This window comes from Deferrivibrio essentukiensis (genome assembly GCF_020480685.1).
Taxonomy (GTDB): domain Bacteria; phylum Chrysiogenota; class Deferribacteres; order Deferribacterales; family Deferrivibrionaceae; genus Deferrivibrio; species Deferrivibrio essentukiensis.
Genome location: NZ_JAJAFU010000015.1, coordinates 1 through 26,053, shown reverse-complemented (window position 1 = coordinate 26,053; position 26,053 = coordinate 1). Strand labels below are relative to the sequence as shown.

The window sequence follows — 26,053 nt, the reverse complement described above, 5'->3', positions numbered from 1 at the left end:
AAATAAAAAAGGCACCGTTTTAGGTGCCTTTTATTTAATTGCCGAACCTCGGCAATTAGTTTCTAAGCTCAGCTAAAGCCCGAGTGTCCACAAGAGGATGTTGAGCCCGCATTTCCCACAGAAGAAACTTTACTCATCTTCTTTTCTACATTTTGAGATTTGCAAGAAGGGCATTCAACCTTTGCGTCTTGTTTTATTACAAGCTTTGAAAAAATATTTTTGCAATCTTTGCATTCATATTCGTAAATCGGCATTTATAACCTCTTGAATGTGCCCTAAAGGTGTTTGTTCAATGCGTCGACATAGACGCCTTTAGGTTGAACGCCTATAAACTGCTCAACAACCTTTCCACCTTTAAAGATAATAACGGTAGGAATGCTCATGATGCCAAACTGAGCAGCCAATTGCTGATTGTCGTCAACGTTTACTTTCCCTACCTTTGCTTTACCTTCAAATTCCTTAGCTATTTGGTCGATAGTAGGGGTAAGCATCTTACAGGGACCGCACCATACAGCCCAAAAGTCCACAAGTACCGGAACATCGCTATCTAACACTTCACTCTTAAAATTTTCGGTCGTAAATACAGTTGCCATCCATTACCTCCTAAATTGATTGATTTCACAATATATATTTTATACAAAAATTGTCAACAAAAACGAAAAAGTATTACTCTTTAAAAGTAAATTATGTTAGGATGAGTTTAGGTTTAATAATAGGTTATATCGGAGGCGGATGTGACAGAAAATATCGTTAAATATTTTAAAGAAATTTCCGGAGTCCCAAGGTGTTCAAAAAATGAAGGTAAAATTATTCAATATTTAAAAGGTTGGGCGGAAAAAAATAATTTCCCTTTTACTGAAGATAGGGGGAACAATCTTTTCGTTTATGTTGGTGACAATGCGGAAAAAGTAGCATTACAAAGTCATCTGGATATGGTGTGTGAAAAATCTCCTGAAGTTAATCATGATTTTACTAAAGACCCCATAAATATTATAATTGATGGTGATATTATTAAAGCTAATGGGACTACACTCGGAGCTGACAATGGTATTGGTGTTGCAATGATGATGACTTTGGCTGAAGATAAAGATATTTTAAAAAATAAAGGCCTTGAATTGCTTTTTACAGTGGATGAAGAGACGGGCCTAAACGGTGCAAATAACTTGGAAAGCGGACTTTTGAGCTCCAAATATATGATTAATCTTGATTCGGAAGATGATGATGAAATAATTATCGGTTGTGCAGGTGGAAGGGACTTGTATGGGGATAAAAAATATAATTTTTTGAAAAGTCAGGTTGCATATTCATACCAAATTGAAATAACCGGACTTTTTGGCGGGCATTCGGGTGTAGATATAGATAAAAATAGACTTAATGCTATAAAATTGATGGGGGAGATTCTTAATTTTATTGGGGATATAGAGATTTCCCTTATTAATGGAGGGACAAGGCATAATGTTATACCAACCGGTGCTATTTCAGTTTTTAACTCTAATCTGTCTTATGATGAAATAGAAAAAATATGCAAAGAGTTTGAAGAAAAATATAAAAATATAGAGAGTAAACTAAATGTAGCTCTTTCAAAAAATGAAAATTTGGTTAATTCACTAAATAAATATGATAGTAAAGAGTTAATCTCTCTTATACAGGAGCTTCCATATGGCGTTATGGAGAGGCAGGAAAACCATGTAGTATTATCATCGAATCTTGCTAAAGTTACTACTGATGGTGGTATAATTAAATTTTTGCTTAGTATAAGAAGCTCTGATAAAGAATTAAAAGAAAAACTAAATGAAAAAATATCCTCTATTTTTAAAAAATTTAATTATAGCTTTTTTAGTGATAATGACTATCCGGCTTGGCAGCCTGACTTCAATTCAAAGCTTTTAGGTATTGCCAAACAAATTTACGACAACAATTATTCTGATTTAAAAGTTAAGATTATTCACGCTGGGCTTGAGTGTGGAATTATAAAAGAAAAGTATCCTGAGATTGATGTGATTTCCATCGGCCCTAATATAAAATTTCCACACAGTGTAAATGAAAATGTCAGTATTTCATCTATAAATAAAGTTTATCGTTGGTGCAAAGAGATAATATTATCACTTTCGTAATATTGTCCCGGGCTGAAAATCTTTGGGGAGGTTTGGAGTAGGGTAGGTTTTAAAACCTGCTTCTTCAAACTCCCTCCGTATTTTTTTGCTGCATGCGTAAGTTACTACCACTCCATCATCAGACAAGAGCGTATAGAGTCTTTTGTATATATTAATATTCCACATTTCCGGATTTTTTGATTTACTAAATGGGTCAAAGAAAATAATATCGAAATTATTTTTCAGACTGAATAAGGTTTTTGAGGCATCACCATATACAATATTAAGTCGAAAATTGTTTTTTATCCCTGATGTTATCAAATCTTTTAAAAGGGAATAACCTTTATAAGGGAAGAATATAAGGCTATTTTTTACCAATTCTACGACTTCCTTGTCGATTTCCAGGGAGGTTATATCAAGTATATTTGTGGCATCAGTTTTAAGAGCTTCATTTAGCGTAATTGCAAGATTGTAGCCAAGCCCAAAACATATGTCGAGCAGCCTAACACTTGAAATTTTTAATTTTTCTACGATTTCTGAAGCCAAAACAAATTTATAGAGGCTTTCACTATATGCTCCGACTGATTTAGCTCTGTAGGCCTCGTTAAATGTAAGGTTAAAGAATGAAAAAGAGCCATCAGTTGTGGCAAAAATTTTTTTATCTTTACCGTATAGTGGGACTAAATTGGGCATTCTCAAATACTATATGTCTTGAATCATTAACTTTTTCCGGGTAATCGTCCCTAAAATGTCCGCCACGACTCCCTTTTCTTGCAAGAGCAGCTTCAGCCATCAATTTTCCTACTACAAACATGTTTCTGACTTCTCCTGAATATCTGTCAAAAGGGGTAGCGTTTAAAAACTGATTAAGATATTTATCGATAAAATTTATAGCAGTATTTAGCGACTTTTCGTTTCTTATTACGCTTACATTCTCCCACATTACCCTTTGAAGCTCGGTTTTTAAAGCTTTATAGTCAATTGATTGATCCATTTTTTCTGTTGTAGGTGCAACGGGCTTTAGAGGCTCATCATATTTTGTATCTATTATAGCAGCTTTAGCCGACCTTGCGCCAAAGACTACACCTTCAAGTAGTGAGTTACTTGCGAGTCTGTTAGCGCCATGGACTCCCGTGCAGGCTGTTTCCCCACATGCATAAAGTCCGTAGATATTTGTTCTGCCCCATATATCTGTTTCTATTCCACCCATGTAGTAATGAGCTGCCGGGCTTACAGGAATTAAGTCTTTTGTGATATCTATGCCGTAATTCAAGCACGTAGAATATATCTTAGGGAATCTATTTTTTAAGTAATTACTATCAATGTGAGTAAGGTCCATATAAACAAATTTTGAGTTTGTTTTTTGCATTTCAAAAAATATTGCCCTGCTTACAATATCCCTTGGAGCAAGCTCCCCTTGTTCGTGGTAGTTATGGCAAAATCTTTCCTTATGAATATTTCTTAAAACGGCACCTTCCCCACGCATCGATTCACTTAAAAGGAATGCAGGTGCACCTTCGATGTGAAGCCCGGTAGGGTGAAATTGAAAAAATTCCATATCCTTAAGTGTTGCATTTGCTCTAAATGCTATGGCCATACCGTCTCCGGTGGCAACTTCAGGGTTTGTAGTCCTTTCAAAAAGTCTCCCGGCACCACCGGTGGCAAGAATAACAGCCTTTGAATAAAAGTAGTGAAATGAGTTTTCATTTTCGTTGATTGCAACTACACCACAGATTTTGTTACCACATTTTATCAAATCAACAATAAAGTAATTCTCAACTTTATCAATATTTTCAATTTTTGATACATATTCCTTTAATGCCCTTACTATCTCATGCCCGGTTGCGTCCCCTTTGGCATGTATTATCCTATTAACGCTGTGTGCGGCTTCCCTTGTAAAAGATAGATGGTCACCATGCATATCAAACATGGCTCCCATCTGTATAAGCTCCTTGATATATTTTGGTCCTTCTTCAACAAGGGTCATAACAGCATCTTTATCGCAAAGTCCATCTCCGGCTTTTATGGTATCTTCATAGTGCAGATAAATATCGTCATCGTCAGACAATACTACAGCTACACCACCTTGAGCGTATTCCGTATTACTTTCTCCTAAGAAAGATTTGGTAATTATTCCTACGCTACCTTGCTTAGAAAGTTCAACGGCAGCTCTAAGCCCGGCTACTCCGCTTCCTAAAACTATATAGTCATAATATGTAAATCCCATTAGAATCTAAGCCCCAATTTTAATCCATACTGCTTTACTTCACCAATACTTGCTTCTACGGTAATGTTAAGAAGTGGTAGTGGTGATACCTGCAAACCGATAAGACCGCGGTATATTGTTTCGTGAACATCATCAAGGCTCACTAAATCACTGTTTTCGCTTGCATTTACTCTCAGCATTGTAACGCCGGCATAAGGTGTAAGGAAGAGGAAACCTTTACTTATAAGCAAATCTCCTGAATATGTGTTAATATCAAGCTCATCAACACCTTCAAGTTTTGAAAAAGCACCTCTAATGCTTATGGCAGGCATTGTAATACCACCTTCAAGAATTGCATATTTCAGCTCTACACCCCAAAGCCTTATGTCAGTAGAAGGGACTGAAGAGTACATTGCACCTATATCCAGATTAAACGGTAATCCTTTTTGCAAGTGAATCCTTGCTGTAGGTATCATCGGTATTGTATCTTCATTTTTAAATGTAAATTTCCAGTAATCTCTGTTATCGTTAATATCAGTAACAATTACTTCGGCAGCAGCATCAAAGCCGGTAATGCCGAGTGGTTCAGCAGGTGACATTGGATTGAATGCCAAGGCAACGCCAAGCTCTTTTGAAACAGATTTAAATAGGTCTTGACTAAGTTGAGAATCTAATTTGATTTCTTTGGCAAACGAAGCTGAAGCTATCAACAATAAAAGTAAGATAGCAAGTGTCAGAGTTTTTTTCATTTTTTCCTCCTTTTTAGGTCTGGCAGACCGGTATCTTTATGAAGATATTTTCTACTTCTTGTAAATGCCCCAAACTTAACTGACTTGCACTTTTTCTTAATTTCTTTAAGCATATTCTTAATACCCAATATCTCTTCTTCTAATATTTTATCACTTTTAAAAAAAATGTCACCATCAATTGCCATATTTGAAAGCTTTAGGAAATTTAAGTTATATGTGGTTAAAAAGTCAATAAGACTTTGAACATTTGGTTTAATGTCGGTAAATCCGGGTAGCACACTTAGGTTTAAAATAATTTCAAAGCCATATATTTTAGATGTATCAATAAGTTTCTGTGCATACTTAAAGTAAGTTTCATACTCTTGGTGAAAACCGAGCATACTGTGGGCAAAGGAGTTGTTCAAAGATGAAATGTTTAATGTCATTATGTCAATATCACTGTTAAGTATAGATTTCATTGCTTCTATATTTATCTGATATGGCTCAATATTAATCGTAAGGTTGTCATTTTTTTTGATCTTTTTCAAACAGTCACAGATTTTTGATATAACCTTTTCCTGGGTGAGGTTAGAAAAGGTAATTACAACATCTTTTTGATTGTCATTTAAAAAATTTATCAAATCGGTCAATTCATTCACAGAATTATTTTCAAGGTAAAAAGTGTCAAGAATCAGTTCGTTACCGAAAGGTGTGAGGTTTTCAATATCTCTATATATCGCTTTTGACATTTTGGCAAAGTGAGAGATTAGAGCATTGTTGCCATTATAACTCATAAAAATATCTTTGAAGCTTTTAGTTTGTGTAATATCTGAAGTTTGTATATCTATCTTAATGGCAGAAAAGTAAAATTTTTCATCCATAAACCCAACAGGGGTATGTGCCTCATTAGTCAATATTGTTTGGCCTGTTTTTTTTAATGCAGGTAGACTTACCCTCAAGTATCCTTTTGGCGGAGTGGTATAAATAGGGAAACCGCCGTCAAATTCTATTATTTTTGCAGTTTCCTGGTCATAACCTAACGGCTTTGCCCCTTCGATAAATTTTATTTTAGAATATTTGGGGAGCTCTTCAAGTTCTGACTCATAAGGGACTATATCAAAATTATTTGTTCTACAACACATTTTTAACGCGGGATGATCATATATATTTCCGTTTTTATCTGCAAAAAGTAAATTTGGAATATTATACATCTGTCACCTTTGTGTTTGTATTTCTATTAAATAAGCTCCAAATAGTATTGTTTTTTTGAATATTTTGCAATATATATCTAATGGTTTAAAAATAATTTTGAGGTGAGTTATGACAGATATTATTGATGTATATGCAAGGGAGATTTTAGATTCAAGGGGAAATCCGACTGTTGAAGTTGAAGTGGTTACAAGTGATGGAACGGTAGGAGTTGCGGCAGTTCCGTCAGGAGCATCCACAGGTGAATTTGAAGCGGTAGAGTTAAGAGATGGGGACAAAGATAGATTTGCAGGAAAAGGGGTGCTTAAAGCTGTCCAAAATGTAAACGAAGTAATTGCCCCTGAAATAGAAGGGATAGATGTATTGGAACAAAAATTAATAGATGAAATTTTGCTTGATATCGACGGGACTAAGAATAAAGAGAAATTAGGTGCTAATGCAATTTTAGGTGTTTCTCTTGCCTGCGCAAAAGCCGCTGCAAATGCTCTTGGGCTTCCTCTTTACAGATATATAGGTGGTACATTTGCTCATCAGCTTCCTGCTCCTATGATGAATATCTTAAATGGCGGAAAACATGCTGACAACAATGTTGATATACAAGAATTTATGATTATGCCTCTCGGTGCTTCTTCCTTTAAAGAAGCTTTAAGAATGGGGACTGAAACTTTCCATAGTCTAAAAAAAGTGTTGGGTGAGAAAGGGTATAGTACTTCAGTCGGTGATGAGGGTGGATTTGCACCAAATTTGAAATCAAATGAAGAGGCATTGGAAGTTATTTTGATGGCAATTGAAAAGGCCGGTTATAAGGCTGGTGAGGATATATATTTGGCCCTTGATGTAGCATCAAGTGAAATTTATAGAGATGGTAAGTATATAATGGCTGCGGAGAAAAATCCTGAGAAGAGTGTTGATGATATGATTGAGTACTATAGATATTTAATTGCAAAATATCCAATAATTTCAATTGAAGATGGTTTGGCTGAAGATGACTGGGATGGTTGGAAAAAGCTTACAGATGCAATTGGAGATAAAGTGCAGCTTGTGGGGGATGACCTTTTTGTTACAAATACAGAAAGGCTTAAGAAAGGTATAGATAACAAAATAGCAAACTCTATATTAATTAAATTAAATCAAATTGGTACACTAACTGAAACTTTGGCTGCCATTGAAATGGCTAAAAGAGCAGGTTATACATGTGTAATTTCCCACCGCTCTGGAGAGACTGAAGATACTACTATAGCTGATTTAGCAGTTGCAGTTAATGCAGGGCAGATTAAAACAGGCTCTGCTTGCAGGACTGATAGAGTTTGTAAATATAATCAACTTATTAGGATAGAAGAAGAATTGCTTGATCAAAGTTTTTATCCGGGACTTCAAGCTTTTTATAATTTAAAGTAGGTGTGCTTAATGTTTTATGAAGAAAAATTAGCAAGGCTTATTTGTGAATACAGTCTTGATATAAAAGAAAATCAAATAGTCGAAATCAGAGGTGAGGTTTGTGCCGAGCCTCTGATTAAGGCACTTTATAAAAAAATATTGCAAATGGGGGCTTACCCTATTGTTAAAATGAGCTTTACCGAGCAATTGTCTTATTTTTATAAATATGCGAATGAAAATCAACTAAAGCTGATTCCCGAAAGCATGATGGTTGGCGCGAAAACTCATCATGCCTTGATTCATATCGATTCTGAGTCAAACACAAAACAGTTATCGGTTGTGGATAAACAGAAAGTAGCTTTAAATAGAAATGCTACAAAGATTTTGAAGGATATAATGTTTGAAAGGGAAGCAAAGGGTGATTTTAAATGGACAATTGCTCCTTATCCCACATCAAGTATGGCTCAAGATGCCGAAATGGATATAGAGTCGTATTCTCAGTTTGTATTTGATGCGTGCAAGCTTAATGAAGATGACCCTGTTGCTGCTTGGAATAATGTAAAAGATTATCAAGAAGGGATTGTCAAGCGGTTAACCGGCACAAAGATTGTTAGAATAGTTGGAGATAAGACAGATTTGACTCTCAATGTGGAAGGTAGAAAGTGGATAAATTGCTGCGGCAAACATAATATGCCTGACGGGGAAGTTTTTACAAGCCCTGTTGAAAATAGTGCAACAGGGACAATGTTTTTTGATATGCCTACATCATTTTTAGGAGTGGAAGTTCAAGGTGTATTGTTAAAGTTTGAAAATGGAAAAGTGATTGATGCTAAGGCCGAAAAAAATGAAGATTTCCTGATAAAGATGCTTGAGACTGACGAAGGGGCTAAGTTTGTCGGCGAAATAGCCTTTGGACTTAATGACAATATAAAATTTCCATCTAAAAATATTCTTTTTGATGAAAAAATAGGTGAGACCATGCATTTAGCTGTCGGCTCATCATATCCTGAGGCAGGTGGTAAAAATAAATCAGGGCTTCACTGGGATTTGATAAAATCAATGAAAAACGGCGAAGTTTTCTGCGACGGAAAGCTTATTTATAAAAATGGAAGGTTTATTGATGGATAAGTTTTACTTTTATGGCCCGGTAAAAACCTTTTTCAAGTATGAAAAGGATGAAATATTTACCGAGCTTCTAAATGATTTTAATAAAGTAGGCGTTGTTTCTGGCAAGATTTCCATTTATAAGACCGGATTTAAAGATTTTTTGGTTGATACATTTAAAGGGAAAGAGTTTTTATTCTTCGATGAAGTAGAGGAAAACCCTTCGATAAATACCATTATTAAGGGTGGAAAATTTTTAAGAAAAAATAGATGTGAGATTGTTATCGGTTTTGGGGGTGGTAGTAGCCTTGACGCAGCTAAGGCAATGGCGTGTTTTGCTAATAATGATTTTGGTTTTTATGAGCTTTTGAAGAAAGAAAAGGTCGCTCCGTCACTGCCGTTGATTTTGGTGCCCACTACATGCGGTACGGGTAGTGAGGTAAATAATTATAGCATAATTACGGATAAAGAGGCAGTTGATAAGATAAATTTTTCAAAAGAGTCTACCTTTGCTGATTATGCGGTCCTTTTGCCTGAATACTTAAAATTTTTAAATGAAGAAATTTTGATATCCACTGTATTTGATGCCTTTACACATGCTTTTGAAGGTTATATTTCGCTAAGGGCAACACCTTTCAGCGATTTTATTGCAGAAGAGGCAATGGTAAATATTTTGCAGTTGCTTAAAGATTTTTATGAAAATAATAATTTTAATTATGAGCTTGCCTTATATTCTTCTACACTTGCAGGATTTGTAATACTTCATACGGGGACGACATTGCTGCATGCTTTCGGCTATTATCTTACAAACCACAAACAGATACATCACGGCAAGGCTAACGCAATTTTATTGCCTAAATACTTTCAGATTCTTAAAGATGGAAAGGTTGATAAGATTGACAATGTCTTGAGACTAATTGAAAAGGCTGAATTTGATATGTTTGGCTTTATAGATAAATTTTATATGGGCTCAGATATTAAAAATATTTTACAAGGCAGTGAGATAGAAAAGTTTGTAACTTATTCTATTGGTAAGAAAAATGCTGCATTTACCCCGATAAATACCGACTTTGATAATATTTTGAAATATTTTGTTTGATTTGTGCTATTAATTTTGTTCGTTTTTCGTAGGATAGATTTCAAGTATTTTTTTAATATAAGTCTTTGTTTCAATAAAGTCGGGGACTGACATTTTTTTTAATACATTTTGCGGACCCGCATTGTAAGCGGAAAGTGCAAGTTGTAAATCGTTAAATCTTTTAAGTTGTATTGACAGATACTTTGTTCCTGCTTCAATATTTTCCATATAATTAAAAGGCCTTGTAAAACCCATTTCAAAAAATGTGGCAGGCATTACCTGCATTAGGCCTATTGCACCTGTCCTTGATATAGCAAATTCATTGTATTTAGACTCCACTTCTATTACTGCTTTAACAAGTTCCGGGTCTACGCCATATTTTATTGCAGTTTTATCTATAATTTTATCAATCTCATCTTTTGACGTTTTTCGAATAATGATACCGATATCCGTTAAAATATATTTTACCAAAAGAAATACGCTCGTTGTCCTTGTTTTTACGTAAAATGGGTTGAGCAGAGCTTTGGGATTTAAAGTAGTTACAAAACAGATAGTATTTACGGATAAAATATAAATCAGAAATGATATGAATATCAGTTTATATATTCTTGATAACATATCTTAATATTTCATAAAAAGTGCTTGCGGTCAATTGTTTTAATATGTTATTTTTCCTTAAAAAGTAAACAAGAGGTTATGATGAAGATATCCGATATACTGAAAAGTAAAGATTTTTTAATATCTTTTGAATTTTTCCCACCTAAAAAAGAGGAGAATGAGCATATACTCTTTGAAACTATTTCCAAATTAAAACCATATAATCCTGACTTTGTATCAATTACTTATGGTGCGGGAGGAAGTACGAGGGAAAAAACTGCTTACTGGACAAAACATATAAAAGAGGATTTTGGACTGAATGTAATGATGCATCTTACTTGTGTTGCTGCGACTGCCGAGGAGATTAGTGAAAATTTAAAAATGCTTGAGGAAAATGGCATAAAAAATATTCTTGCTTTAAGAGGTGACCCGCCTAAGGATTTTCCGGAAGATAAGATAAAAAAAGATTTTAAATATGCTTATGAGTTGGTTAGGTTTATTAAAAGTAAAAACGATTTTTCAATAGGTGTTGCCGGCTATCCTGAAGGCCATTTGGAGTCTCCTAATTTAAATAAAGATATTGAGTATTTGAAAATGAAAGTAGATAGTGGTGCGGATTTTGTTGTTACTCAGCTATTTTTCGATAACAGATATTTTTATGATTTTATCGACAGAGCAATAAAGCACAACATAAATGTTCCGATTTTGCCGGGTATTATGCCTATAACTAATATTAATCAAGTTATAAGATTTACTCAGATGTGCGGAGCTACCGTACCTGAAAGTTTGGTGCAAAGTATGGCGGACAAGAGTGAAGAATATATGTTTGAAGTCGGTGTGGAATATTGTATAAAGCAATGTGCCGATTTGAAAAAGCATGGTTGTAAGGGGCTACATTTTTACACATTGAATAAATCCGAAGCTACAAAAATGGTTTTAGAGGGGTTAAAGTGATTTTTGATTACTCTCCTGAATATACCTATCCGCTTTATCGCCCGCCGAGTGAGGCTTATTCTCTCATTTTTCAGATAACGGAAGGTTGTTCTTACAATAAATGCACTTTTTGCGGAATGTATGTTGATAAGCATTTCTCCTTGAAAAGCTTTGATAAATTTAAGCTTGAAGTGGATAGAATGCCTATAAATTACAGGCACGCCGTTAAAAGAATATTTTTGGCTGACGGTGATGCCGTAGCTTATCCTACTGAAGGGCTTATAAGAATACTCGATTATTTGAACGAAAATTTTCCAAATATTGAAAGGATAAGTTCTTATGCCGGAGCACATGCGCTCATGAAAAAGAAAATAGACGAGTGGGAAGAGCTTAGAAAAAGGAAACTGACACTTTTATATTTTGGCTTGGAAAGCGGTAATGATGAAGTCTTGACCCTTATGAATAAGGGGATGAAAAGTCAGAAGGTTAAGAAAAAAATATTGGAGCTGCAAGGTATTGGTTATGACTTTTCAGTAATGGTAATTCTTGGTGCAGGCGGCAAACTTTTATCTGATGTTCATGCTAAAGATACTGCCTTATGGATAAATGATGTAAATCCCAAATATCTTGGTATGCTTACACTTTTTATAAGAAGGAAAAAGGATTATTTTGAAAAAATCATGACTCCTACTATTGGAGATTTGATTGAAGAGTCTAAAAGAATACTGGATGGGATTGAAACGAAAGGAGTTATTTTTAGAAGCAATCATATTTCAAATTTTGTAACTCTAAAAGGGGTTTTAAGCGAAGATAAAGGAAAATTGCTTAATCAAATCGATCAAACTCTTGACTATCTTAAATCAAAAGGTTTGTTCAACAAATACCCTGATTATTATCGTGAAGAGTTTTAATTTTTATGAAAAATATAATCTTTGTCCCTTCCCTAAAAGAAGCTCGCTCTCTTTTTAATATTGATTTTAACATAACCGACAAAGGGTTTTATGAAGGGTATTTGCAAAATTATAAAATAATTGTTTCCGGAGTAAGTAAAACAAATATTTCTATTGCAGCAACTTATACCTTTACAAATGAAGTCCCCGATGTCGCATATCTTGTTGGGATTGCAGGTTGTTACAGACAATCTGATTTAAATATTGGTGATGTCGTATGTGTTTGTGAGGATTTTTTTGTAGATGAGGGTGCTTTAGTAGAAAACAATCTACTGATGTTGCATGAGCTTGGTTTTGGTGTATGTGAATTTAATAAAGTAAAATTTAATCTTCTCAATAATCTTCCTTCTGTTAAATCAAATACAGTTTCTTTTTTAAGCTCAAAAGATTTTTTAGCCGATATCTACCGCAACAAAACTTTAGCCGATATAGAAAACATGGAAGGAGCAAGTTTTGGTTTGGTATGTAGTAAGTTTAAAGTAACACCTTTTCAAATAAGAGCAATTTCAAATTATTGCGGTGACAGAAATAGTCAAGAATGGAATGCAAAGATAGCTCTTGATAATCTTAAGAAATATCTATACGGAAATATTATAAAGATATAATTTCAGTTATTATAAAATGTTATTTTGAAAATACTGTATTTTCATATGCTAATTAACTATTTATCGTATAAATCTTTTTAACTTCTTTTTTTGTGTATTAACATTATACATCTGATTAAATTAATTTATTGACTTTAAAAATAAATTGTGTTTTATTATCACGGTAAAAACTACAAGGGGGATTTTATATGGAAGAAAAAATCAAACAGTTAATGGAGCTTAATGAGAAAGCTGAGCTCGGTGGTGGTGTTGAAAGAATCAAAAAGATGCACAGCCAGGGTAAACTAACCGCAAGGGAGAGAATTGATAAGTTATTGGATAAAGGCACATTTGTTGAGCTTGATAAATTTGTGGTTCATAGGTGTAACTATTTTGGAATGGAAAAAAATAAAATATTAGGTGATGGTGTAGTTACCGGATACGGTAAGATAAATGGTAGAACAGTATTTGTTTTTGCGCAGGATTTTACAGTGTTTGGTGGTTCACTTTCTGAGATGTTTGCCAAAAAGATTTGTAAGATTATGGATCTTGCTATGGAAGTTGGTGCGCCGGTTATTGGTCTTAACGACTCCGGTGGAGCAAGGATTCAGGAAGGGGTTTTATCATTGGCAGGTTATGCTGATATCTTCTTGAGAAACAGCCTTGCAAGTGGTGTTGTACCTCAGATTTCTGCAATTATGGGACCGTGTGCAGGTGGTGCTGTTTATTCTCCTGCTTTGACTGACTTTATTTTTATGGTTAAAGAAACAAGTTATATGTTTATTACAGGCCCTGAAGTTGTAAAAACAGTTACAAGTGAAGTGGTTACAAAAGAGGAGCTTGGCGGGGCAATGACTCACAATACTAAGAGTGGTGTTGCTCACTTTGCAGCTGAAAATGATGAAGATTGTCTTCTTAAGATTAGAGAGCTTATGAGTTACCTTCCAAATAACAATATGGAAGATGCACCGGTTGTACCTACGAAAGATGACCCAAACAGGGTCGAAATGTCTTTAAGGGAAATGGTACCTGTTGATCCTAACAAGCCTTATGATATGAAAGAAATTATTCAGAAAGTTGTAGATGATGGTAATTTCTTTGAGGTTCAGGAGTTTTTTGCAAAAAATATCATTGTTGGTTTTGGAAGACTTAATGGTAAAACTATCGGTATAGTTGCAAATCAGCCTTCAGTTTTAGCAGGTGCTCTTGATATCGACTCATCTGTAAAAGGTGCAAGATTTGTTAGATTCTGTGATGCCTTCAATATCCCTCTCCTTACATTTGTTGATGTTCCAGGATTTATGCCTGGTGTATCACAAGAGTATGGCGGAATAATTAAGCATGGTGCAAAACTTCTTTATGCTTACTGTGAGGCAACTGTTCCTAAAGTTACCCTTATTACAAGAAAGGCATATGGTGGAGCTTATGACGTTTTGAGCTCAAAGCATGTAAGAGGCGATATCAATTATGCTTATCCTACTGCTGAAATTGCAGTTATGGGGCCTGATGGAGCTGTTCAAATTCTATTTAGTAAAGAGGTAGCAAACGCAGAAGACCCTGTAGCCAAGAAAAAAGAGTTGACTGATAACTATAGAGAAACTTTTGCAAATCCATATAGAGCAGCAGAATTGGGGTTTGTTGATGAGGTTATTTTGCCTGAATATACTCGACCAAGATTGATTCAAGCATTTGAACTGTTGGCAAATAAGCGTCAGTCTGTACCACCTAAAAAACATGACAATTTGCCATTATAAAACGAGTATTGGAGGAAAATATGCCTGAGATTAAAAAAGTATTGGTTGCAAATAGAGGAGAAATTGCCATAAGGGTTTTTAGAACTTGCAGAAAGATGGGTATTGCCACAGTTGCTATTTATACACATGCCGACAGAAAGGCTCCACATGTAAGATATGCAGATGAAGCATATTGCATTACTGACAGCCCTGCAGATACAAGTTATCTAAAGCAGGATAGGATTATCGATATTGCAAAGAAAACTGGAGCAGCTATTCACCCCGGATATGGTTTTTATGCTGAAAATGCAGGTTTTAGAAGAGCTTGTGATGATGCGGGTGTGATTTTTATAGGACCTTCTGCAGAGCATATAGAGATGATGGGTAGTAAGACAGGTGCAAGAGCGGCTATGGCTGAAGCTGGTGTGCCTACAGTTCCCGGCACAAAAAATCCTATCAGGGATGTTGAGGAAGCTAAAAAAGTAGCAAGGGAAATAGGTTATCCTATAATGTTAAAAGCCGTTTATGGCGGCGGCGGGAAAGGGATGAGGCTTGTTGAAAAAGAGGAAGATTTTGAATCATCCTTCAGAACGGCGAGCAGTGAGGCCCTTAATGCTTTTGGAAATGGCGATGTATATATGGAAAAATTTATTATTCAGCCGCACCACGTTGAAGTCCAAGTATTAGGCGATATGCATGGCAATGGGATTCACCTTTTTGATAGAGAGTGTTCAATTCAGAGAAGACATCAGAAGGTTATAGAAGAAGCTCCATCCCCTTTTATTTCTGAAGAAACAAGACAAAAAATGTGTGCCGTAGCGGCTGAGGCTGTTAAAAAGATTGGATACTTTAGTGCAGGTACACTTGAATTTATTGTTGGTGCTGACCAAAACTTCTACTTTCTTGAGATGAATACAAGGCTTCAGGTTGAGCACCCTGTAACAGAGCTTATTACAGGAATAGATATAGTTAGACAGATGATTTTTGTAGCAGAAGGAAAGCCTTTAAGTTATAAACAGGAAGATATTACAAGAAGTGGGCATGCAATTGAATGTAGAATTTATGCTGAAGACCCTGCAAATAACTTTGCTCCTTCGCCAGGACTATTAACTGTGTATCAGACACCTGAGGGACCGAATGTAAGGGTTGAGAGTGGTGCTTATCAAGGTTATGAAATTCCCCTTTATTATGACCCTATGATTGCAAAAGTTTGTTCTGTCAGTAAAACAAGACAAGGTGCTATTAGTAATATGAAAAGAATTTTATCAGAATACATGATAGCAGGAATAAAAACTTCTATCCCTTTCCATTTAAGTGTTTTGAAAAATGAAACTTTTTTAAGCGGTGTTTATGATACGGGGTTTATTGACAATAAATTTGATATGGAAGAGATGAAAAGAAGAGCAAATGAGGATGTGGATGTTCCTGTAATTGCGGCAGCTATAAAGCAGCTTCTTTCAGAAAAGATTTCTGCCTCTCGTGCTGTTACAAGACCTGAAGTAGGTGACTCAAACTGGAAACGTTTTGGTAGAAGTGTTAATTTTGCAAAAACATTAGGATAAGAGGTGATATATGGCTGTGAAAAGAAAATATTTTGCTACTGTTGAAGGGCACGAAGAAGAGTTGTTGGTGGATCTTACTGAGGAGGCACCTTCTAATTATACAGTTGTAATTAATGATAAAGAGTACAAGGTCGATTTTGAACAAATCAATGAAACTATTTATTCAGTCATTATAAATGGTAGATCTTATGCTATCGATATGAGTGAGAAAGGTGATAAGTACGAGGTAATAGTTGATGGAGATAACTTTAATGTAGAGATTCTTGATGAGATGAAAAAGTTGATGAGGATGAGAACTTCTTCATCAGTTGAAGGCAGACAGGTTATTGAAGCACCGATGCCAGGATATATTTGGAAAATGCTCAAAGAACCCGGAGACGAAGTTAAGGCTGGTGAACCAATAATGATTTTGGTTGCAATGAAAATGGAGAACGAAATAAAATCTCCAAAAGATGGCGTAGTAACTGAAATATTTGTCAAAGCAAGTGAAGATCCAAATGAAAGTACTGTTGCAATGGGAGATAAATTAGCAATTGTTGAGTAATATTAAAAGAGCCTGTTTATAATGCAGGCTCTTTTTTCTTTTTTTGTTTAATAATAAATAAATATTTAAAGTAACATTTGAAAGGGGATTTTATGAAAAAATACACTATTAAAGATTGGGAAAATCTGGCAAAGAAAGAGATAAAAAGTGATGATTTATCACAGCTTATTTGGAATACTCCTGAAGGATTTCCCGTAAAACCTCTTTATACCTTGGAAGATATAGAAAATTTAGAGACAATAAATACACTTCCAGGCCTTGAGCCTTTTATAAGGGGACCAAGGGCGACAATGTATGCTGTGAAACCCTGGACAATCAGACAGTATGCCGGTTTTTCTACAGCTGAGGAGTCCAATGCCTTTTATAAAAAAAATCTTGCTGCAGGTCAGCAGGGGTTGTCAGTTGCTTTTGACCTTCCAACTCATAGGGGTTATGATTCCGATCATCCAAGAGTTGTTGGGGATGTGGGTAAAGCAGGTGTGGCTATTGACTCCGTAGAAGATATGAAGATACTTTTTGACGGTATCCCTCTTGATAAAGTTTCTGTATCAATGACTATGAATGGTGCCGTTATACCTATTATGGCAAATTTTATTGTAGCAGCTGAAGAGCAGGGAGTATCACAGGAAAAGCTCGCAGGTACTATTCAAAATGATATTTTGAAAGAGTTTATGGTAAGAAATACATATATTTATCCACCAGAGCCGTCAATGAGGATTATTGCAGATATTATTGAGTATACCAGCAAATATATGCCAAAGTTTAACTCAATTAGCATCAGCGGTTATCATATTCAAGAAGCCGGAGCAAATTGTGCTTTAGAGCTTGCTTTTACATTGGCTGACGGTCTTGAGTATATAAGAGCTGCACTTTCAAAAGGTTTGCATATAGATAAATTTGCTCCAAGACTCTCCTTCTTTTTTGGAATAGGGATGAACTTTTTTATGGAAATTGCAAAATTAAGAGCTGCAAGGCTCCTTTGGTCAAAAATTGTAAAAGAGTTTAACCCTTCTGATCCAAGGTCTATGGCACTTAGGACTCATTGTCAGACTTCCGGTTGGAGCTTGACCGAGCAAGACCCTTACAATAATGTTATAAGGACTACTATTGAAGCTATGGCTGCAGTCCTTGGTGGCACGCAGTCTCTTCATACAAATGCCCTTGATGAGGCAATAGCACTTCCGACTGAATTTTCTGCAAGGATAGCAAGAAACACTCAGATTATTATTCAGGAGGAAACAAATATTTGTAATGTAATTGACCCTCTTGGAGGCTCATATTACATAGAAAGCCTTACAAATACTTTGGCGGAAAAGGCTTGGGAGATTATTGAAGAGGTTGAAGAGCTTGGAGGTATGACCAAAGCAATCGAATCAGGTATGCCAAAGCTAAGAATTGAAGAGTCTGCAGCAAGAAAACAGGCAAGAATTGATTCAGGGCTTGATACAATTGTAGGTGTAAATAAATATAAACTTGAAAATGAAGTCCCTGTTGAGATTTTGGAAATAGATAATACGGCTGTAAGGGAAGCACAGATTAAAAGGCTCAATAAGATTAGGGCAGAAAGGGATAACGAATCAGTAAAAAATGCCCTTGAAAAGTTGACAAAAGCTTGCGAAAATAAAGAGCAAAACCTTCTTGAGGTTGCTGTAGAAGCAGCAAGGCTTAGGGCAACAGTTGGTGAAATTTCAGATGCTATGGAAAAGGTCTTTGGTAGACATAAAGCTGAGATAAGGCTTCAATCAGGGGTATATATGAGTGAAGTGCAGGACAAGCAGGATTTTATGCAGGTTAAAGAGCTGGTTGATAGTTTTGCACAAGAGCTTGGCAGAAGGCCAAGGATTTTAATAGCGAAAATGGGGCAGGACGGCCATGATAGAGGTGCGAAAGTCGTAGCTACCGGATATGCTGATTTGGGATTTGATGTGGATGTTGGACCATTATTTCAGACTCCGGATGAGACCGCCAAAATGGCTGTAGAAAATGATGTGCATGTTATAGGGGTTTCAAGTCTTGCCGCCGGGCATAAAACGTTAATTCCTCAATTAATTGAAGAGCTTGAAAAGTTAGGGGCGGACGATATTATTGTTACCGCCGGTGGTGTTATCCCGAGACAGGATTACGACTTTTTATATAAAAGTGGTGTTGCGTGTATATTTGGCCCGGGGACGCCGATTCATGTGGCTGCTAAAGAAGTGGTAGAAGCCATAAAAGCTAAAAAGTATCCAAAAACAGTAAGAAATGAACATAGATGAAATGTTTGAAGGGGTGCTGTCTGGCAACAGGCGGCACCTTGCCAAAGCTATAACACTTATCGAAAGTAAAAGGGAAGAGGACTTTAAAGACTCTCTCAAACTTCTTGATAAACTTGTCCCCTACTCAGGCAATTCTATCAGAATAGGGATTACAGGGACTCCGGGTGTTGGTAAAAGCACTTTTATTGAATCTTTTGGGCTTTACCTTATAAGTAAGGGGTATAAAGTTGCAGTTTTGGCAGTTGACCCATCCTCACAAAAGACAGGTGGCAGCATTCTTGGTGATAAGACGAGAATGGAAGAATTAAGTAGGAGTGATAAAGCATTTATCAGGCCTTCACCATCGGGTGATACATTAGGGGGGGTTGCCAGAAAGACAAGAGAGGCTATGATTGCATGTGAAGCAGCAGGTTATGATGCAATATTGGTTGAGACTGTTGGGGTAGGGCAGTCTGAAGTTGCTGTTGCTGATATGGTAGATATATTTACACTTCTTCTACTACCAAACTCAGGCGATGAATTGCAGGGGATAAAAAGAGGTGTAATGGAGCTGTCTGATGTTATTCTTGTCAATAAGGCTGAAGATGACAATTTAGAAAAAGCAAAGCTTGCGAAATCTCAAATTGAAAATGCCTTAATGATGTTTTCTCACAGAGAAGACGGATGGAATATACCTGTAATTTTGACAAGTGGATTAAAAGGTTTTGGTTTTGAAGACTATTTTAATGCTTTAATGAATTATTTTGATTTAATGAAAAAAACAGGTTTGCTTGTTACAAGAAGGGACTCTCAATATATCTCATGGATGTGGTCAATGGTGGACGATTATATAAAAAGTAAAATTCATAACAATAAAGATATGAAAAACTTGATATCTGAATGTCAAAAAAATATCATTTCAAAGAAATCTTCACCGTTTTCTGTGGCGGAAATTTTAATTGATAACTTGAAAAATATCTTTAATTAATTAGATTTAGCAATTATTACTATAGAAATATTAAATTATTTTTTTAAAAACTGTTGACAAAAATCATAGTACATTTATATTCTAAGTAAGGTATTTGATAGAAATACCAAATACCCTCCTCCCCCCTCCTTAAAATATATGGAGATTGCCGGCTTCAACGAGGCCGGCTTTTTTAATAAGTTCTAACTACGATATAACCTTAATGGTTGTGCATATGTGAAAAAATGGGTCTTTTTCTCTAAAGTATGAATTAATTGCTTGAGCTATTATTGTTTTAAACAATGTAACTATAAAATATCGTTTTTAAGTTTATTTATTTCATTTTGAAAATAATCTCTGATTTCTTTTTTTGAGATTATTATTTTCGGGCATAAATGTTCTATAGTGTCATCAATGATATCGTCTACATAAAGTAATGCAGCAAAAAATAACTTCATGGTAATTCCGCTTAAAATATTTTTACTTAATTCAAATATTTTTTTAAGACCTATATTTGCGTACTTTGTTATAAAATACAGGTCATAGTAATCTCTATAAGTTGCTCTAACAAAGAGTGTATTTACTTTCATAGCAGTCAATTGTTCAATGGTAGCCAAGTTAAATTGCAAAATATTTTTAGGTTTTAAAAAGCTCCATGAAGAATTAAAAAAAGTGATTTTTACTCCATCAGCAAACAAGTCAATTTGTTTGTCTGTCTCATTTAAAATGCTAAAGTTTTTAAAATATTTTGATATATCAATTAATTCTGCTTTGTTGAAATAATTTTCATATGTAAAAAAAACAAGGTCTTCACTTTTTCTGTGATTTAAATGCAAAGCTAAAGCACTTCCACCAACAAAGACATATTTATTTAAAAAATCGCAATTCTTAATTAATTTTAATAATACTTCCCTTGTTTCAGGAAGCAAACTGTTTAATTTTATCAAGTCGTTCATAATTTTTACTTTCAATATTATCAATTTTCATGTTTAAGATGACTCTGGCTATTAACACATTTACTTTTTTAAACCTCTCATCATTTTTCATTTTATCTCGCCAGACATTTTTTACAATTTTAATACCGTATAGTCGTGTTAGTTTTACAATATCTTCAAAGTCACCATATTTTAAAGTATGTTCAATAATTATATCATCACTAAATTTGATGTAGGGGACATTTTTATCATAACTCCAAAAAATCCCATCATTTTTCATTTTATTAAATAAGGCTTCTTTTTTCTTTTCTTTTGACAATATTTGTTTGATATATGACTCTGATAAACCAAAATATTTTGAGATTTTGCTTATTTTATCCCCTTTTAAATAATTTTCAAAAATTTGTTTATTACGTATAAGTTTGCTCATAGTATAGTTTAACATAATTATGTAAAAATTGAATAGTAAAATTTGTTAGTTTTTGCTAAATTAATTATTTATATAAGGAACTAGCACTGTAACCCTTTTATGCTTTTTGCCATATTCAATGATAAAACTTCCTACTTCTTTTCAACTAATTCTAAGATTGAAGAAAATTCAGCTTTTAATTTTCCAACTTTTATGGTTTTCATAATTGTTAATGTCAATAAAATTTAACGTTATTTGATAAGTTATCAGGTAATAAATTTATTTTGGAATATCTTAAACTACCAATATAATTAAGACAAATTGATTAATCTGTTGCAAAAATGAAGATAAAATATTAATTTTAATTTGCAACTTTATTGGTGAGGGTAAGTGATGAAATTTTCTATTTTTACTATAAAAACGATTCTTAAAGACAGATTATTTTTAATGATTTTGTCTTTTATTTTGGTCTATGCGTTTATCCCTGTTTTCAGCTATTTTTCTATGCGTCAGTTACAGGAAATTTCTATTACTATGTCAATCTCTCTTAACTCTTTTATACTTCTTATTTTATCACTTTTTGGAAGTATTTATACTATTTGGCGGGATATTGAGAGAAAATATACATTCACAATGCTCAGTTATCCTATAAAAAGAGTAAGTTATATTATCGGCCGATATGTGGGGTTTGTCATAATATTATTGATAATTACTTTAATAAATTTGGGGTTAGGTGCTATTGCCATAAAAATTTCTGCAGGTTTTTATAAATCTCAGCTTCCTATTATTTGGAGTAATATAGTCATTGCATATCTGTTTTCATTTATGAAATATTCTATAGTGCTTGCTTTGGGATTTTTGTTTGCTTCATTTTCCACATCATTTTTTACACCTGTTTTTTCTACAATAGCTATCTTTTTAGCGGGAAACTCTATTCAAGGGATTTATGACTACCTTATGAAAGAATCAGACAAAATGGCCTCATATCTTAAAAGTATAGTTTCTTTCTTTTACTATATTTTGCCTAATTTATCAGCTTTTGATATGACGTCTTACGCAGCATACTCTTTGAAAATTAACATTAATTCTATTCTGTTTTCTATAGGTTATTTTATATTGTATATTTCTGTGGTGATGTGTATTGCAGTTTTGATATTTAATAAGCGAGATTTAAAGTGATAAAAGATAGAGCAACATTAAAAATTACAATTGTTTTAATTGTTACAATAATTATTATGACTGTCTTTTTCCCTGCATTTAAAGCAGATATGGGGAAAAGACCGCTTTTTGAAAAGCTTGGTTACACACCTCAAGGTAAAATATACAAAGTAGCATTGGGGGAATTTAGATGGTTTGTGGGGTCTTATCTTTCATTTAAATCAATAATTTACTACGGGGGTAATATAGACAAAATCAGCAAAAGAAGATTCAAGGAAGTAGAATATTACAATCTGTACAGGACACTCGAGACCTCTATTTTACTTAACCCCTATAACGAAGATGCCTATTATTTTGCTCAGGGAGCTTTTACATGGGATATCGGCCGTGTAAAAGAAGTTAATTCATTACTGGAATATGTATTTAAATATCGTACCTGGGATTTTAAAATTCCTTATTTTCTTGGATTTAATTATGCTTATTTTTTGAAAGATTATAATAGTGCAGCTAAATACTATCAAAAAGCTTCTGAGCTTTCAGGCTCGCCACTTTTTACCAATCTTGCAGCGAGATATTTTTATGAAGGCGGGCAAACTGAGCTTGGTATAGCACACTTGAAAGCAATGATAAAGATGACCCGAAAAGAAAATATCAAAAAAGTGTATGAAAAAAGGCTTAAATCACTGGAAGCAATCAATGAAATAGAAAAGGCTATTGAAGCTTATAAAGGTAAATATGGCAAACTGCCTGAAGATATTAACGATTTGGTTAAAAGTGGTTTTATTGACAATATTCCAGATGACCCATATGGAGGTAAGTTTTACCTTGACAAAGATGCAAAAGTAAGGACTACCAGTAAATTAACAGAAGAAAAAGAGGTAAAGAAAGATGGGAATACTGAAAATAAATAATTTACATAAGACATTTAAGACAAAAGGCAAATTTGTCAAAGCCCTTGACGGGATAAATTTTAGTGTTGAGAAAGGGGAAATTCTCGGGTTTTTAGGGCCAAATGGGGCAGGGAAAAGCACCACAATTAAAACAATAATGGATTTAATAAGACCTGACAGTGGCAATGTGGAGATTGATGGTGTGGACTCAAGAATGCCTAAGGCAAGAATAAAAATCGGCTTTATGCCAGAAAATCCACAGTATTATGATACTTTGACGGGTTATTCGCTTTTGATGTTTACAGCATCAGTTTTTGGTATGGATAAAAACATTGCAATAAAAAAAGCCTGGGAGCTTTTGGATGAATTTGATTTAAAAGAAGCTGCAAAAAGGCCTATAAGAAATTACAGTAAAGGGATGATTCAAAGAATAGGATTTGCTTCTGCTATTATTCACAACCCCGAAATCCTTATTCTGGATGAGCCGATGAGCGGGCTCGACCCAATGGGAAGAGTTTTATTCAAGAAAAAACTTAAGGAGTTAAATGAAAATGGTGCCACAATCTTTTTTAGCTCTCATATTATCCCTGATATAGAAGATATTTGCAGTCGAGTTTTGATAGTGAATAAGGGGAGGGTGGTAGCTGATTTATCAAGGGAGGAGATAAAATACAGCACAACTTCAGGATTTAATATTATTACAAAAAGTGCTCTTGATATCCAAGGTGTAAATTTTGAAAAAATATCAAATGACCTTTATAAATCTTATTGTAAAAAAGAGCAGCTAATAGAACTTTTGGAAAAAATTAAAGAGACTAAAATTCAAATAGTCGATATCGAGCCTGTAAAAAAGGATTTGGAAGATATTTTTGTGGAGATAGCGGGCAAAAAATAGTTTGGGAGGCTTTATGAAAAGAAGAGTATTTATCAAATCAGGTAGTGGTGAATTTGTACAGATGCTTCCAGGGGTAAAAAGAAAAACACTTACTTTTGCAGAAAAAACACTTTCTATTGAAATCTTTCTCGATAAAGGCTCAAAAGTCCCACCCCACAGTCATATTTATGAACAAACAGGATATATGATATACGGCAAAGCAGTGCTTAATATTGGTGGCGAAATTTACAATGTTGAGCCAGGAGATGCCTGGACAATCCCATCTGATGTGGAGCATTCTTTGGAAGTTATCGAGGATTCCAAAATAATTGAAATCTTTTCTCCTATGAGAGAAGAGTATATCTGAATAGATTTTTTTGAAGTAAATATATTAATGTAGGAGTTATAAGATTTTAAAAATAGCTAACAAAACTTTTCCCATTTGTAATTTTCAATATTTCGCTTATGGCTGTCAAAATTTATCCCCAGCAGATATATAGATTTTTTGTCATTCAGATATTTTTCATAATATTTTCGATGTTTTATTTGATTTATAGGTTCCTCTTTAGAGTCCACTTTAAATTCTATTATCAATATCTTATCGTCGGCCTTTAAAGTTAAATCTATTCTGCCTTTATTTGTTATATCCTCAGGTATAACGTCATAGCCTAATGCAGTAAGATATACGAATATCACACTGCTGTAATATCCTTCATATTTTGAAATGATGTTGTTTGCATAATTAGCATATGGAATAGTGGCAAATATTGCCTTAAATATATCAACAAAACCATCAATATCAGCCTTGTTCAGGCAGTCAAACATATTAAGCCTGTATTTAGCCTTATATTCCCTTTGATTTGTAAGGTAGTCTGTAAAAAGTTGATTCAGTGAAATACGTATTTCGGTATTTGGAACCTTTAACTTATAGGTATACCCACCGAGATTGTCCATAATTTTTTTATCAAATGTCAAATATCCTGTTTGCCACAAAAGAGCTCTCAAGTCTATGTAGTCCACATCAAAAGCATTAAGCCCTTCTTCTGTAATTTCAGCATGCTCAAGCTCAGGGATGTAATGATTTTGTTTTTTCAATATCTCTATCAGAAAAGAAGGGTTACCCGTTTGCCACCAATAGTTACGAAATTCACATCCGGCAGAAAAAAATAGTAGTATGTCAAAAGGGTTGTAAAGAGGTTTGCCAAAATAATTGTAGCCGTTATACCACATTTTTACCATTTCGAGGTTTACATCCTTTACACGGTCGGCAAAAACCGTCAAAAGATCGTCATGAGCATAACCGCAGATTTCTGCAAATTCTTTGTTTAATGTGATATCTTCAAGATTGTTAAGCCCACTAAAAAGGGTTAGTTTGGAAAATTTAGTTACCCCCGTAATAAAAACAAGTCTTATATATCTATCGTTGTCTTTTATCACTGAATAAAAATTTTTTAATATATCTCTTGCAATCTTTGCCTTATCAATGCTTGTAATATTATCAAGAATAGGCTTGTCATATTCATCTATTAAAATTACTACCTTTTCGCCATATTTTTCATAGGTTTTTAAGATTAATTCTTCAAAGCAACTTTTGTAGTCACCTGGGTTACCGCAATTTAAGTCTAACCTTTTTATATTTCTTTTAAGTATCCTTTCAATTTCGCTAAAAATCTGCTCTTTGGATTCTGAGTAATCTCCACTTCCAAAAGATATTCTGATAACGGGGTGGGACTTAAAATCGTATTTATCGTAAACATAAAGGCCTTTGAAAAGTTTTTTATTACCATTAAAGATTTCATTTAAAGTATCAATAAAAAGTGACTTACCGAACCTTCTTGGGCGGGACAGAAAATAATACTTCCCTTTACTTAAAAGTTTGAATGCAAAT

Annotated in this window: 26 protein-coding genes; 16 read left to right on the top strand and 10 right to left on the bottom strand. The window is 34.3% G+C overall.

Translation table 11 applies throughout. The features are described from left to right. Nucleotides 1–68 precede the first annotated feature (68 nt). Nucleotides 69–254 carry an FmdB family zinc ribbon protein gene (locus LF845_RS08085; RefSeq protein ID WP_242820505.1) on the bottom strand — a complete coding sequence of 62 codons (186 nt, stop codon included), beginning with the start codon at nucleotides 252–254 and terminating at the stop codon, nucleotides 69–71. A gap of 21 nt (nucleotides 255–275) precedes the next feature. Then, the gene (trxA, locus tag LF845_RS08080) at nucleotides 276–593 is read right to left on the bottom strand and encodes a thioredoxin (protein ID WP_242820504.1); all 318 of its coding nucleotides are present in this window, start codon (nucleotides 591–593) and stop codon (nucleotides 276–278) included. Nucleotides 594–734: 141 nt separating this feature from the next. Here trxA and pepD point away from each other — a divergent pair, with 141 nt between their 5' ends. After that, on the top strand, nucleotides 735–2,114 hold the full coding sequence (gene pepD, locus LF845_RS08075) for a beta-Ala-His dipeptidase (RefSeq protein WP_242820503.1): 1,380 nt from the start codon (nucleotides 735–737) through the stop codon (nucleotides 2,112–2,114). Here pepD and LF845_RS08070 read toward each other — a convergent pair. The 4 genes from LF845_RS08070 to LF845_RS08055 are packed head-to-tail and all read right to left on the bottom strand — an operon-like array spanning nucleotide 2,103 to nucleotide 6,238. Next, nucleotides 2,103–2,786 carry a tRNA (5-methylaminomethyl-2-thiouridine)(34)-methyltransferase MnmD gene (locus LF845_RS08070; RefSeq protein WP_242820502.1) on the bottom strand — a complete coding sequence of 228 codons (684 nt, stop codon included), beginning with the start codon at nucleotides 2,784–2,786 and terminating at the stop codon, nucleotides 2,103–2,105. The two genes, pepD and LF845_RS08070, sit on opposite strands and share 12 nt — an antisense overlap. Beyond that, nucleotides 2,758–4,320, bottom strand: a complete 1,563-nt coding sequence (gene nadB / locus LF845_RS08065; RefSeq protein WP_242820501.1) for an L-aspartate oxidase — start codon at nucleotides 4,318–4,320, stop codon at nucleotides 2,758–2,760. The genes LF845_RS08070 and nadB overlap by 29 nt, the downstream gene beginning before the upstream one ends. Continuing rightward, entirely contained in the window at nucleotides 4,320–5,048 is a 729-nt protein-coding gene (locus LF845_RS08060) for a hypothetical protein (RefSeq protein WP_242820500.1), read from the bottom strand. The genes nadB and LF845_RS08060 overlap by 1 nt, the downstream gene beginning before the upstream one ends. Continuing rightward, nucleotides 5,045–6,238: a hypothetical protein gene (locus tag LF845_RS08055; RefSeq protein WP_242820499.1), complete on the bottom strand. Its 1,194-nt coding sequence runs from the start codon at nucleotides 6,236–6,238 to the stop codon at nucleotides 5,045–5,047. Before LF845_RS08055 ends, LF845_RS08060 begins: the two co-directional genes overlap by 4 nt. 109 nt (nucleotides 6,239–6,347) lie before the next feature. Between LF845_RS08055 and eno the strand changes: the two genes are divergently transcribed. Genes eno through LF845_RS08040 form a run of 3 tightly spaced genes read left to right on the top strand, consistent with a single transcriptional unit; the run spans nucleotide 6,348 to nucleotide 9,816 of the window. After that, nucleotides 6,348–7,634 (top strand): phosphopyruvate hydratase, encoded by a 1,287-nt coding sequence (gene eno, locus LF845_RS08050; RefSeq protein WP_242820498.1) that lies wholly within the window; start codon nucleotides 6,348–6,350, stop codon nucleotides 7,632–7,634. Nucleotides 7,635–7,643: 9 nt separating this feature from the next. Continuing rightward, on the top strand, nucleotides 7,644–8,741 hold the full coding sequence (locus tag LF845_RS08045; protein WP_242820497.1) for an aminopeptidase: 1,098 nt from the start codon (nucleotides 7,644–7,646) through the stop codon (nucleotides 8,739–8,741). Then, nucleotides 8,734–9,816, top strand: coding sequence for an iron-containing alcohol dehydrogenase (locus tag LF845_RS08040; RefSeq protein ID WP_242820496.1), 1,083 nt, complete (start codon nucleotides 8,734–8,736; stop codon nucleotides 9,814–9,816). The genes LF845_RS08045 and LF845_RS08040 overlap by 8 nt, the downstream gene beginning before the upstream one ends. A 9-nt stretch (nucleotides 9,817–9,825) precedes the next feature. Here LF845_RS08040 and LF845_RS08035 read toward each other — a convergent pair whose 3' ends face one another. Further along, nucleotides 9,826–10,413, bottom strand: a complete 588-nt coding sequence (locus tag LF845_RS08035; protein ID WP_242820495.1) for a lytic transglycosylase domain-containing protein — start codon at nucleotides 10,411–10,413, stop codon at nucleotides 9,826–9,828. Nucleotides 10,414–10,494: 81 nt separating this feature from the next. On the opposite strand from LF845_RS08035, the gene metF reads away from it, so the two are divergent. The 8 genes from metF to meaB all read left to right on the top strand — a co-directional run bounded on the left by metF (nucleotide 10,495) and on the right by meaB (nucleotide 19,920). Further along, entirely contained in the window at nucleotides 10,495–11,346 is an 852-nt protein-coding gene (metF, locus tag LF845_RS08030; protein WP_242820494.1) for a methylenetetrahydrofolate reductase [NAD(P)H], read from the top strand. After that, on the top strand, nucleotides 11,343–12,236 hold the full coding sequence (locus LF845_RS08025) for a radical SAM protein (protein WP_242820493.1): 894 nt from the start codon (nucleotides 11,343–11,345) through the stop codon (nucleotides 12,234–12,236). The genes metF and LF845_RS08025 overlap by 4 nt, the downstream gene beginning before the upstream one ends. Before the next feature lie 5 nt (nucleotides 12,237–12,241). Beyond that, a complete protein-coding gene (locus tag LF845_RS08020) occupies nucleotides 12,242–12,880 on the top strand; it encodes a phosphorylase family protein (RefSeq protein ID WP_242820492.1) in 639 nt (212 codons plus the stop codon). A 188-nt stretch (nucleotides 12,881–13,068) separates the two neighbouring features. Further along, on the top strand, nucleotides 13,069–14,613 hold the full coding sequence (locus tag LF845_RS08015; protein ID WP_242820491.1) for an acyl-CoA carboxylase subunit beta: 1,545 nt from the start codon (nucleotides 13,069–13,071) through the stop codon (nucleotides 14,611–14,613). A 20-nt stretch (nucleotides 14,614–14,633) separates the two neighbouring features. Continuing rightward, nucleotides 14,634–16,154 carry an acetyl-CoA carboxylase biotin carboxylase subunit gene (locus LF845_RS08010; RefSeq protein ID WP_242820490.1) on the top strand — a complete coding sequence of 507 codons (1,521 nt, stop codon included), beginning with the start codon at nucleotides 14,634–14,636 and terminating at the stop codon, nucleotides 16,152–16,154. A 10-nt stretch (nucleotides 16,155–16,164) separates the two neighbouring features. After that, on the top strand, nucleotides 16,165–16,698 hold the full coding sequence (locus LF845_RS08005) for an acyl-CoA carboxylase biotin carboxyl carrier protein subunit (RefSeq protein ID WP_242820489.1): 534 nt from the start codon (nucleotides 16,165–16,167) through the stop codon (nucleotides 16,696–16,698). Between the two features lie 92 nt (nucleotides 16,699–16,790). Then, on the top strand, nucleotides 16,791–18,953 hold the full coding sequence (scpA, locus tag LF845_RS08000; RefSeq protein WP_242820488.1) for a methylmalonyl-CoA mutase: 2,163 nt from the start codon (nucleotides 16,791–16,793) through the stop codon (nucleotides 18,951–18,953). After that, complete coding sequence (gene meaB / locus LF845_RS07995; protein WP_242820487.1) at nucleotides 18,940–19,920, top strand: methylmalonyl Co-A mutase-associated GTPase MeaB; 981 nt, start codon at nucleotides 18,940–18,942, stop codon at nucleotides 19,918–19,920. Before scpA ends, meaB begins: the two co-directional genes overlap by 14 nt. A gap of 287 nt (nucleotides 19,921–20,207) precedes the next feature. On the opposite strand, the gene LF845_RS07990 is transcribed toward meaB, so the two are convergent. Together LF845_RS07990 and LF845_RS07985 are read right to left on the bottom strand one after the other, a co-directional pair. Beyond that, a complete protein-coding gene (locus tag LF845_RS07990) occupies nucleotides 20,208–20,855 on the bottom strand; it encodes a hypothetical protein (RefSeq protein ID WP_242820486.1) in 648 nt (215 codons plus the stop codon). Then, nucleotides 20,818–21,264, bottom strand: coding sequence for a hypothetical protein (locus LF845_RS07985; RefSeq protein WP_242820485.1), 447 nt, complete (start codon nucleotides 21,262–21,264; stop codon nucleotides 20,818–20,820). Before LF845_RS07985 ends, LF845_RS07990 begins: the two co-directional genes overlap by 38 nt. Nucleotides 21,265–21,636: 372 nt before the next feature. Here LF845_RS07985 and LF845_RS07980 point away from each other — a divergent pair, with 372 nt between their 5' ends. The 4 genes from LF845_RS07980 to LF845_RS07965 are packed head-to-tail and all read left to right on the top strand — an operon-like array spanning nucleotide 21,637 to nucleotide 24,532. Continuing rightward, complete coding sequence (locus LF845_RS07980) at nucleotides 21,637–22,422, top strand: ABC transporter permease (RefSeq protein WP_242820484.1); 786 nt, start codon at nucleotides 21,637–21,639, stop codon at nucleotides 22,420–22,422. Then, on the top strand, nucleotides 22,419–23,312 hold the full coding sequence (locus LF845_RS07975) for a tetratricopeptide repeat protein (protein WP_242820483.1): 894 nt from the start codon (nucleotides 22,419–22,421) through the stop codon (nucleotides 23,310–23,312). Before LF845_RS07980 ends, LF845_RS07975 begins: the two co-directional genes overlap by 4 nt. Further along, nucleotides 23,290–24,186 carry an ABC transporter ATP-binding protein gene (locus LF845_RS07970; protein ID WP_242820482.1) on the top strand — a complete coding sequence of 299 codons (897 nt, stop codon included), beginning with the start codon at nucleotides 23,290–23,292 and terminating at the stop codon, nucleotides 24,184–24,186. Before LF845_RS07975 ends, LF845_RS07970 begins: the two co-directional genes overlap by 23 nt. Nucleotides 24,187–24,199: 13 nt before the next feature. Then, complete coding sequence (locus LF845_RS07965; RefSeq protein WP_242820481.1) at nucleotides 24,200–24,532, top strand: cupin domain-containing protein; 333 nt, start codon at nucleotides 24,200–24,202, stop codon at nucleotides 24,530–24,532. Between the two features lie 56 nt (nucleotides 24,533–24,588). Here LF845_RS07965 and LF845_RS07960 read toward each other — a convergent pair. Beyond that, a partial coding sequence (locus LF845_RS07960; protein ID WP_242820480.1) for an ATP-binding protein occupies nucleotides 24,589–26,053 on the bottom strand: 1,465 nt, incomplete at its 5' end.

Coding starts and splice junctions, on each gene's coding strand:
- LF845_RS08055 (WP_242820499.1), bottom strand. CDS start 6,238: ATGTATAATATTCCAAATTTACTTTTTGCAGATAAAAACGGAAATATA.
- scpA (WP_242820488.1), top strand. CDS start 16,791: ATGAAAAAATACACTATTAAAGATTGGGAAAATCTGGCAAAGAAAGAG.
- metF (WP_242820494.1), top strand. CDS start 10,495: ATGAAGATATCCGATATACTGAAAAGTAAAGATTTTTTAATATCTTTT.
- LF845_RS08005 (WP_242820489.1), top strand. CDS start 16,165: ATGGCTGTGAAAAGAAAATATTTTGCTACTGTTGAAGGGCACGAAGAA.
- LF845_RS07990 (WP_242820486.1), bottom strand. CDS start 20,855: ATGAACGACTTGATAAAATTAAACAGTTTGCTTCCTGAAACAAGGGAA.
- nadB (WP_242820501.1), bottom strand. CDS start 4,320: ATGGGATTTACATATTATGACTATATAGTTTTAGGAAGCGGAGTAGCC.
- LF845_RS08085 (WP_242820505.1), bottom strand. CDS start 254: ATGCCGATTTACGAATATGAATGCAAAGATTGCAAAAATATTTTTTCA.
- meaB (WP_242820487.1), top strand. CDS start 18,940: ATGAACATAGATGAAATGTTTGAAGGGGTGCTGTCTGGCAACAGGCGG.
- LF845_RS08045 (WP_242820497.1), top strand. CDS start 7,644: ATGTTTTATGAAGAAAAATTAGCAAGGCTTATTTGTGAATACAGTCTT.
- trxA (WP_242820504.1), bottom strand. CDS start 593: ATGGCAACTGTATTTACGACCGAAAATTTTAAGAGTGAAGTGTTAGAT.
- LF845_RS07970 (WP_242820482.1), top strand. CDS start 23,290: ATGGGAATACTGAAAATAAATAATTTACATAAGACATTTAAGACAAAA.
- LF845_RS07965 (WP_242820481.1), top strand. CDS start 24,200: ATGAAAAGAAGAGTATTTATCAAATCAGGTAGTGGTGAATTTGTACAG.
- LF845_RS08015 (WP_242820491.1), top strand. CDS start 13,069: ATGGAAGAAAAAATCAAACAGTTAATGGAGCTTAATGAGAAAGCTGAG.
- LF845_RS07980 (WP_242820484.1), top strand. CDS start 21,637: ATGAAATTTTCTATTTTTACTATAAAAACGATTCTTAAAGACAGATTA.
- eno (WP_242820498.1), top strand. CDS start 6,348: ATGACAGATATTATTGATGTATATGCAAGGGAGATTTTAGATTCAAGG.
- LF845_RS08070 (WP_242820502.1), bottom strand. CDS start 2,786: ATGCCCAATTTAGTCCCACTATACGGTAAAGATAAAAAAATTTTTGCC.
- LF845_RS08020 (WP_242820492.1), top strand. CDS start 12,242: ATGAAAAATATAATCTTTGTCCCTTCCCTAAAAGAAGCTCGCTCTCTT.
- LF845_RS08060 (WP_242820500.1), bottom strand. CDS start 5,048: ATGAAAAAAACTCTGACACTTGCTATCTTACTTTTATTGTTGATAGCT.
- LF845_RS07985 (WP_242820485.1), bottom strand. CDS start 21,264: ATGAGCAAACTTATACGTAATAAACAAATTTTTGAAAATTATTTAAAA.
- LF845_RS08035 (WP_242820495.1), bottom strand. CDS start 10,413: ATGTTATCAAGAATATATAAACTGATATTCATATCATTTCTGATTTAT.
- LF845_RS08040 (WP_242820496.1), top strand. CDS start 8,734: ATGGATAAGTTTTACTTTTATGGCCCGGTAAAAACCTTTTTCAAGTAT.
- LF845_RS08010 (WP_242820490.1), top strand. CDS start 14,634: ATGCCTGAGATTAAAAAAGTATTGGTTGCAAATAGAGGAGAAATTGCC.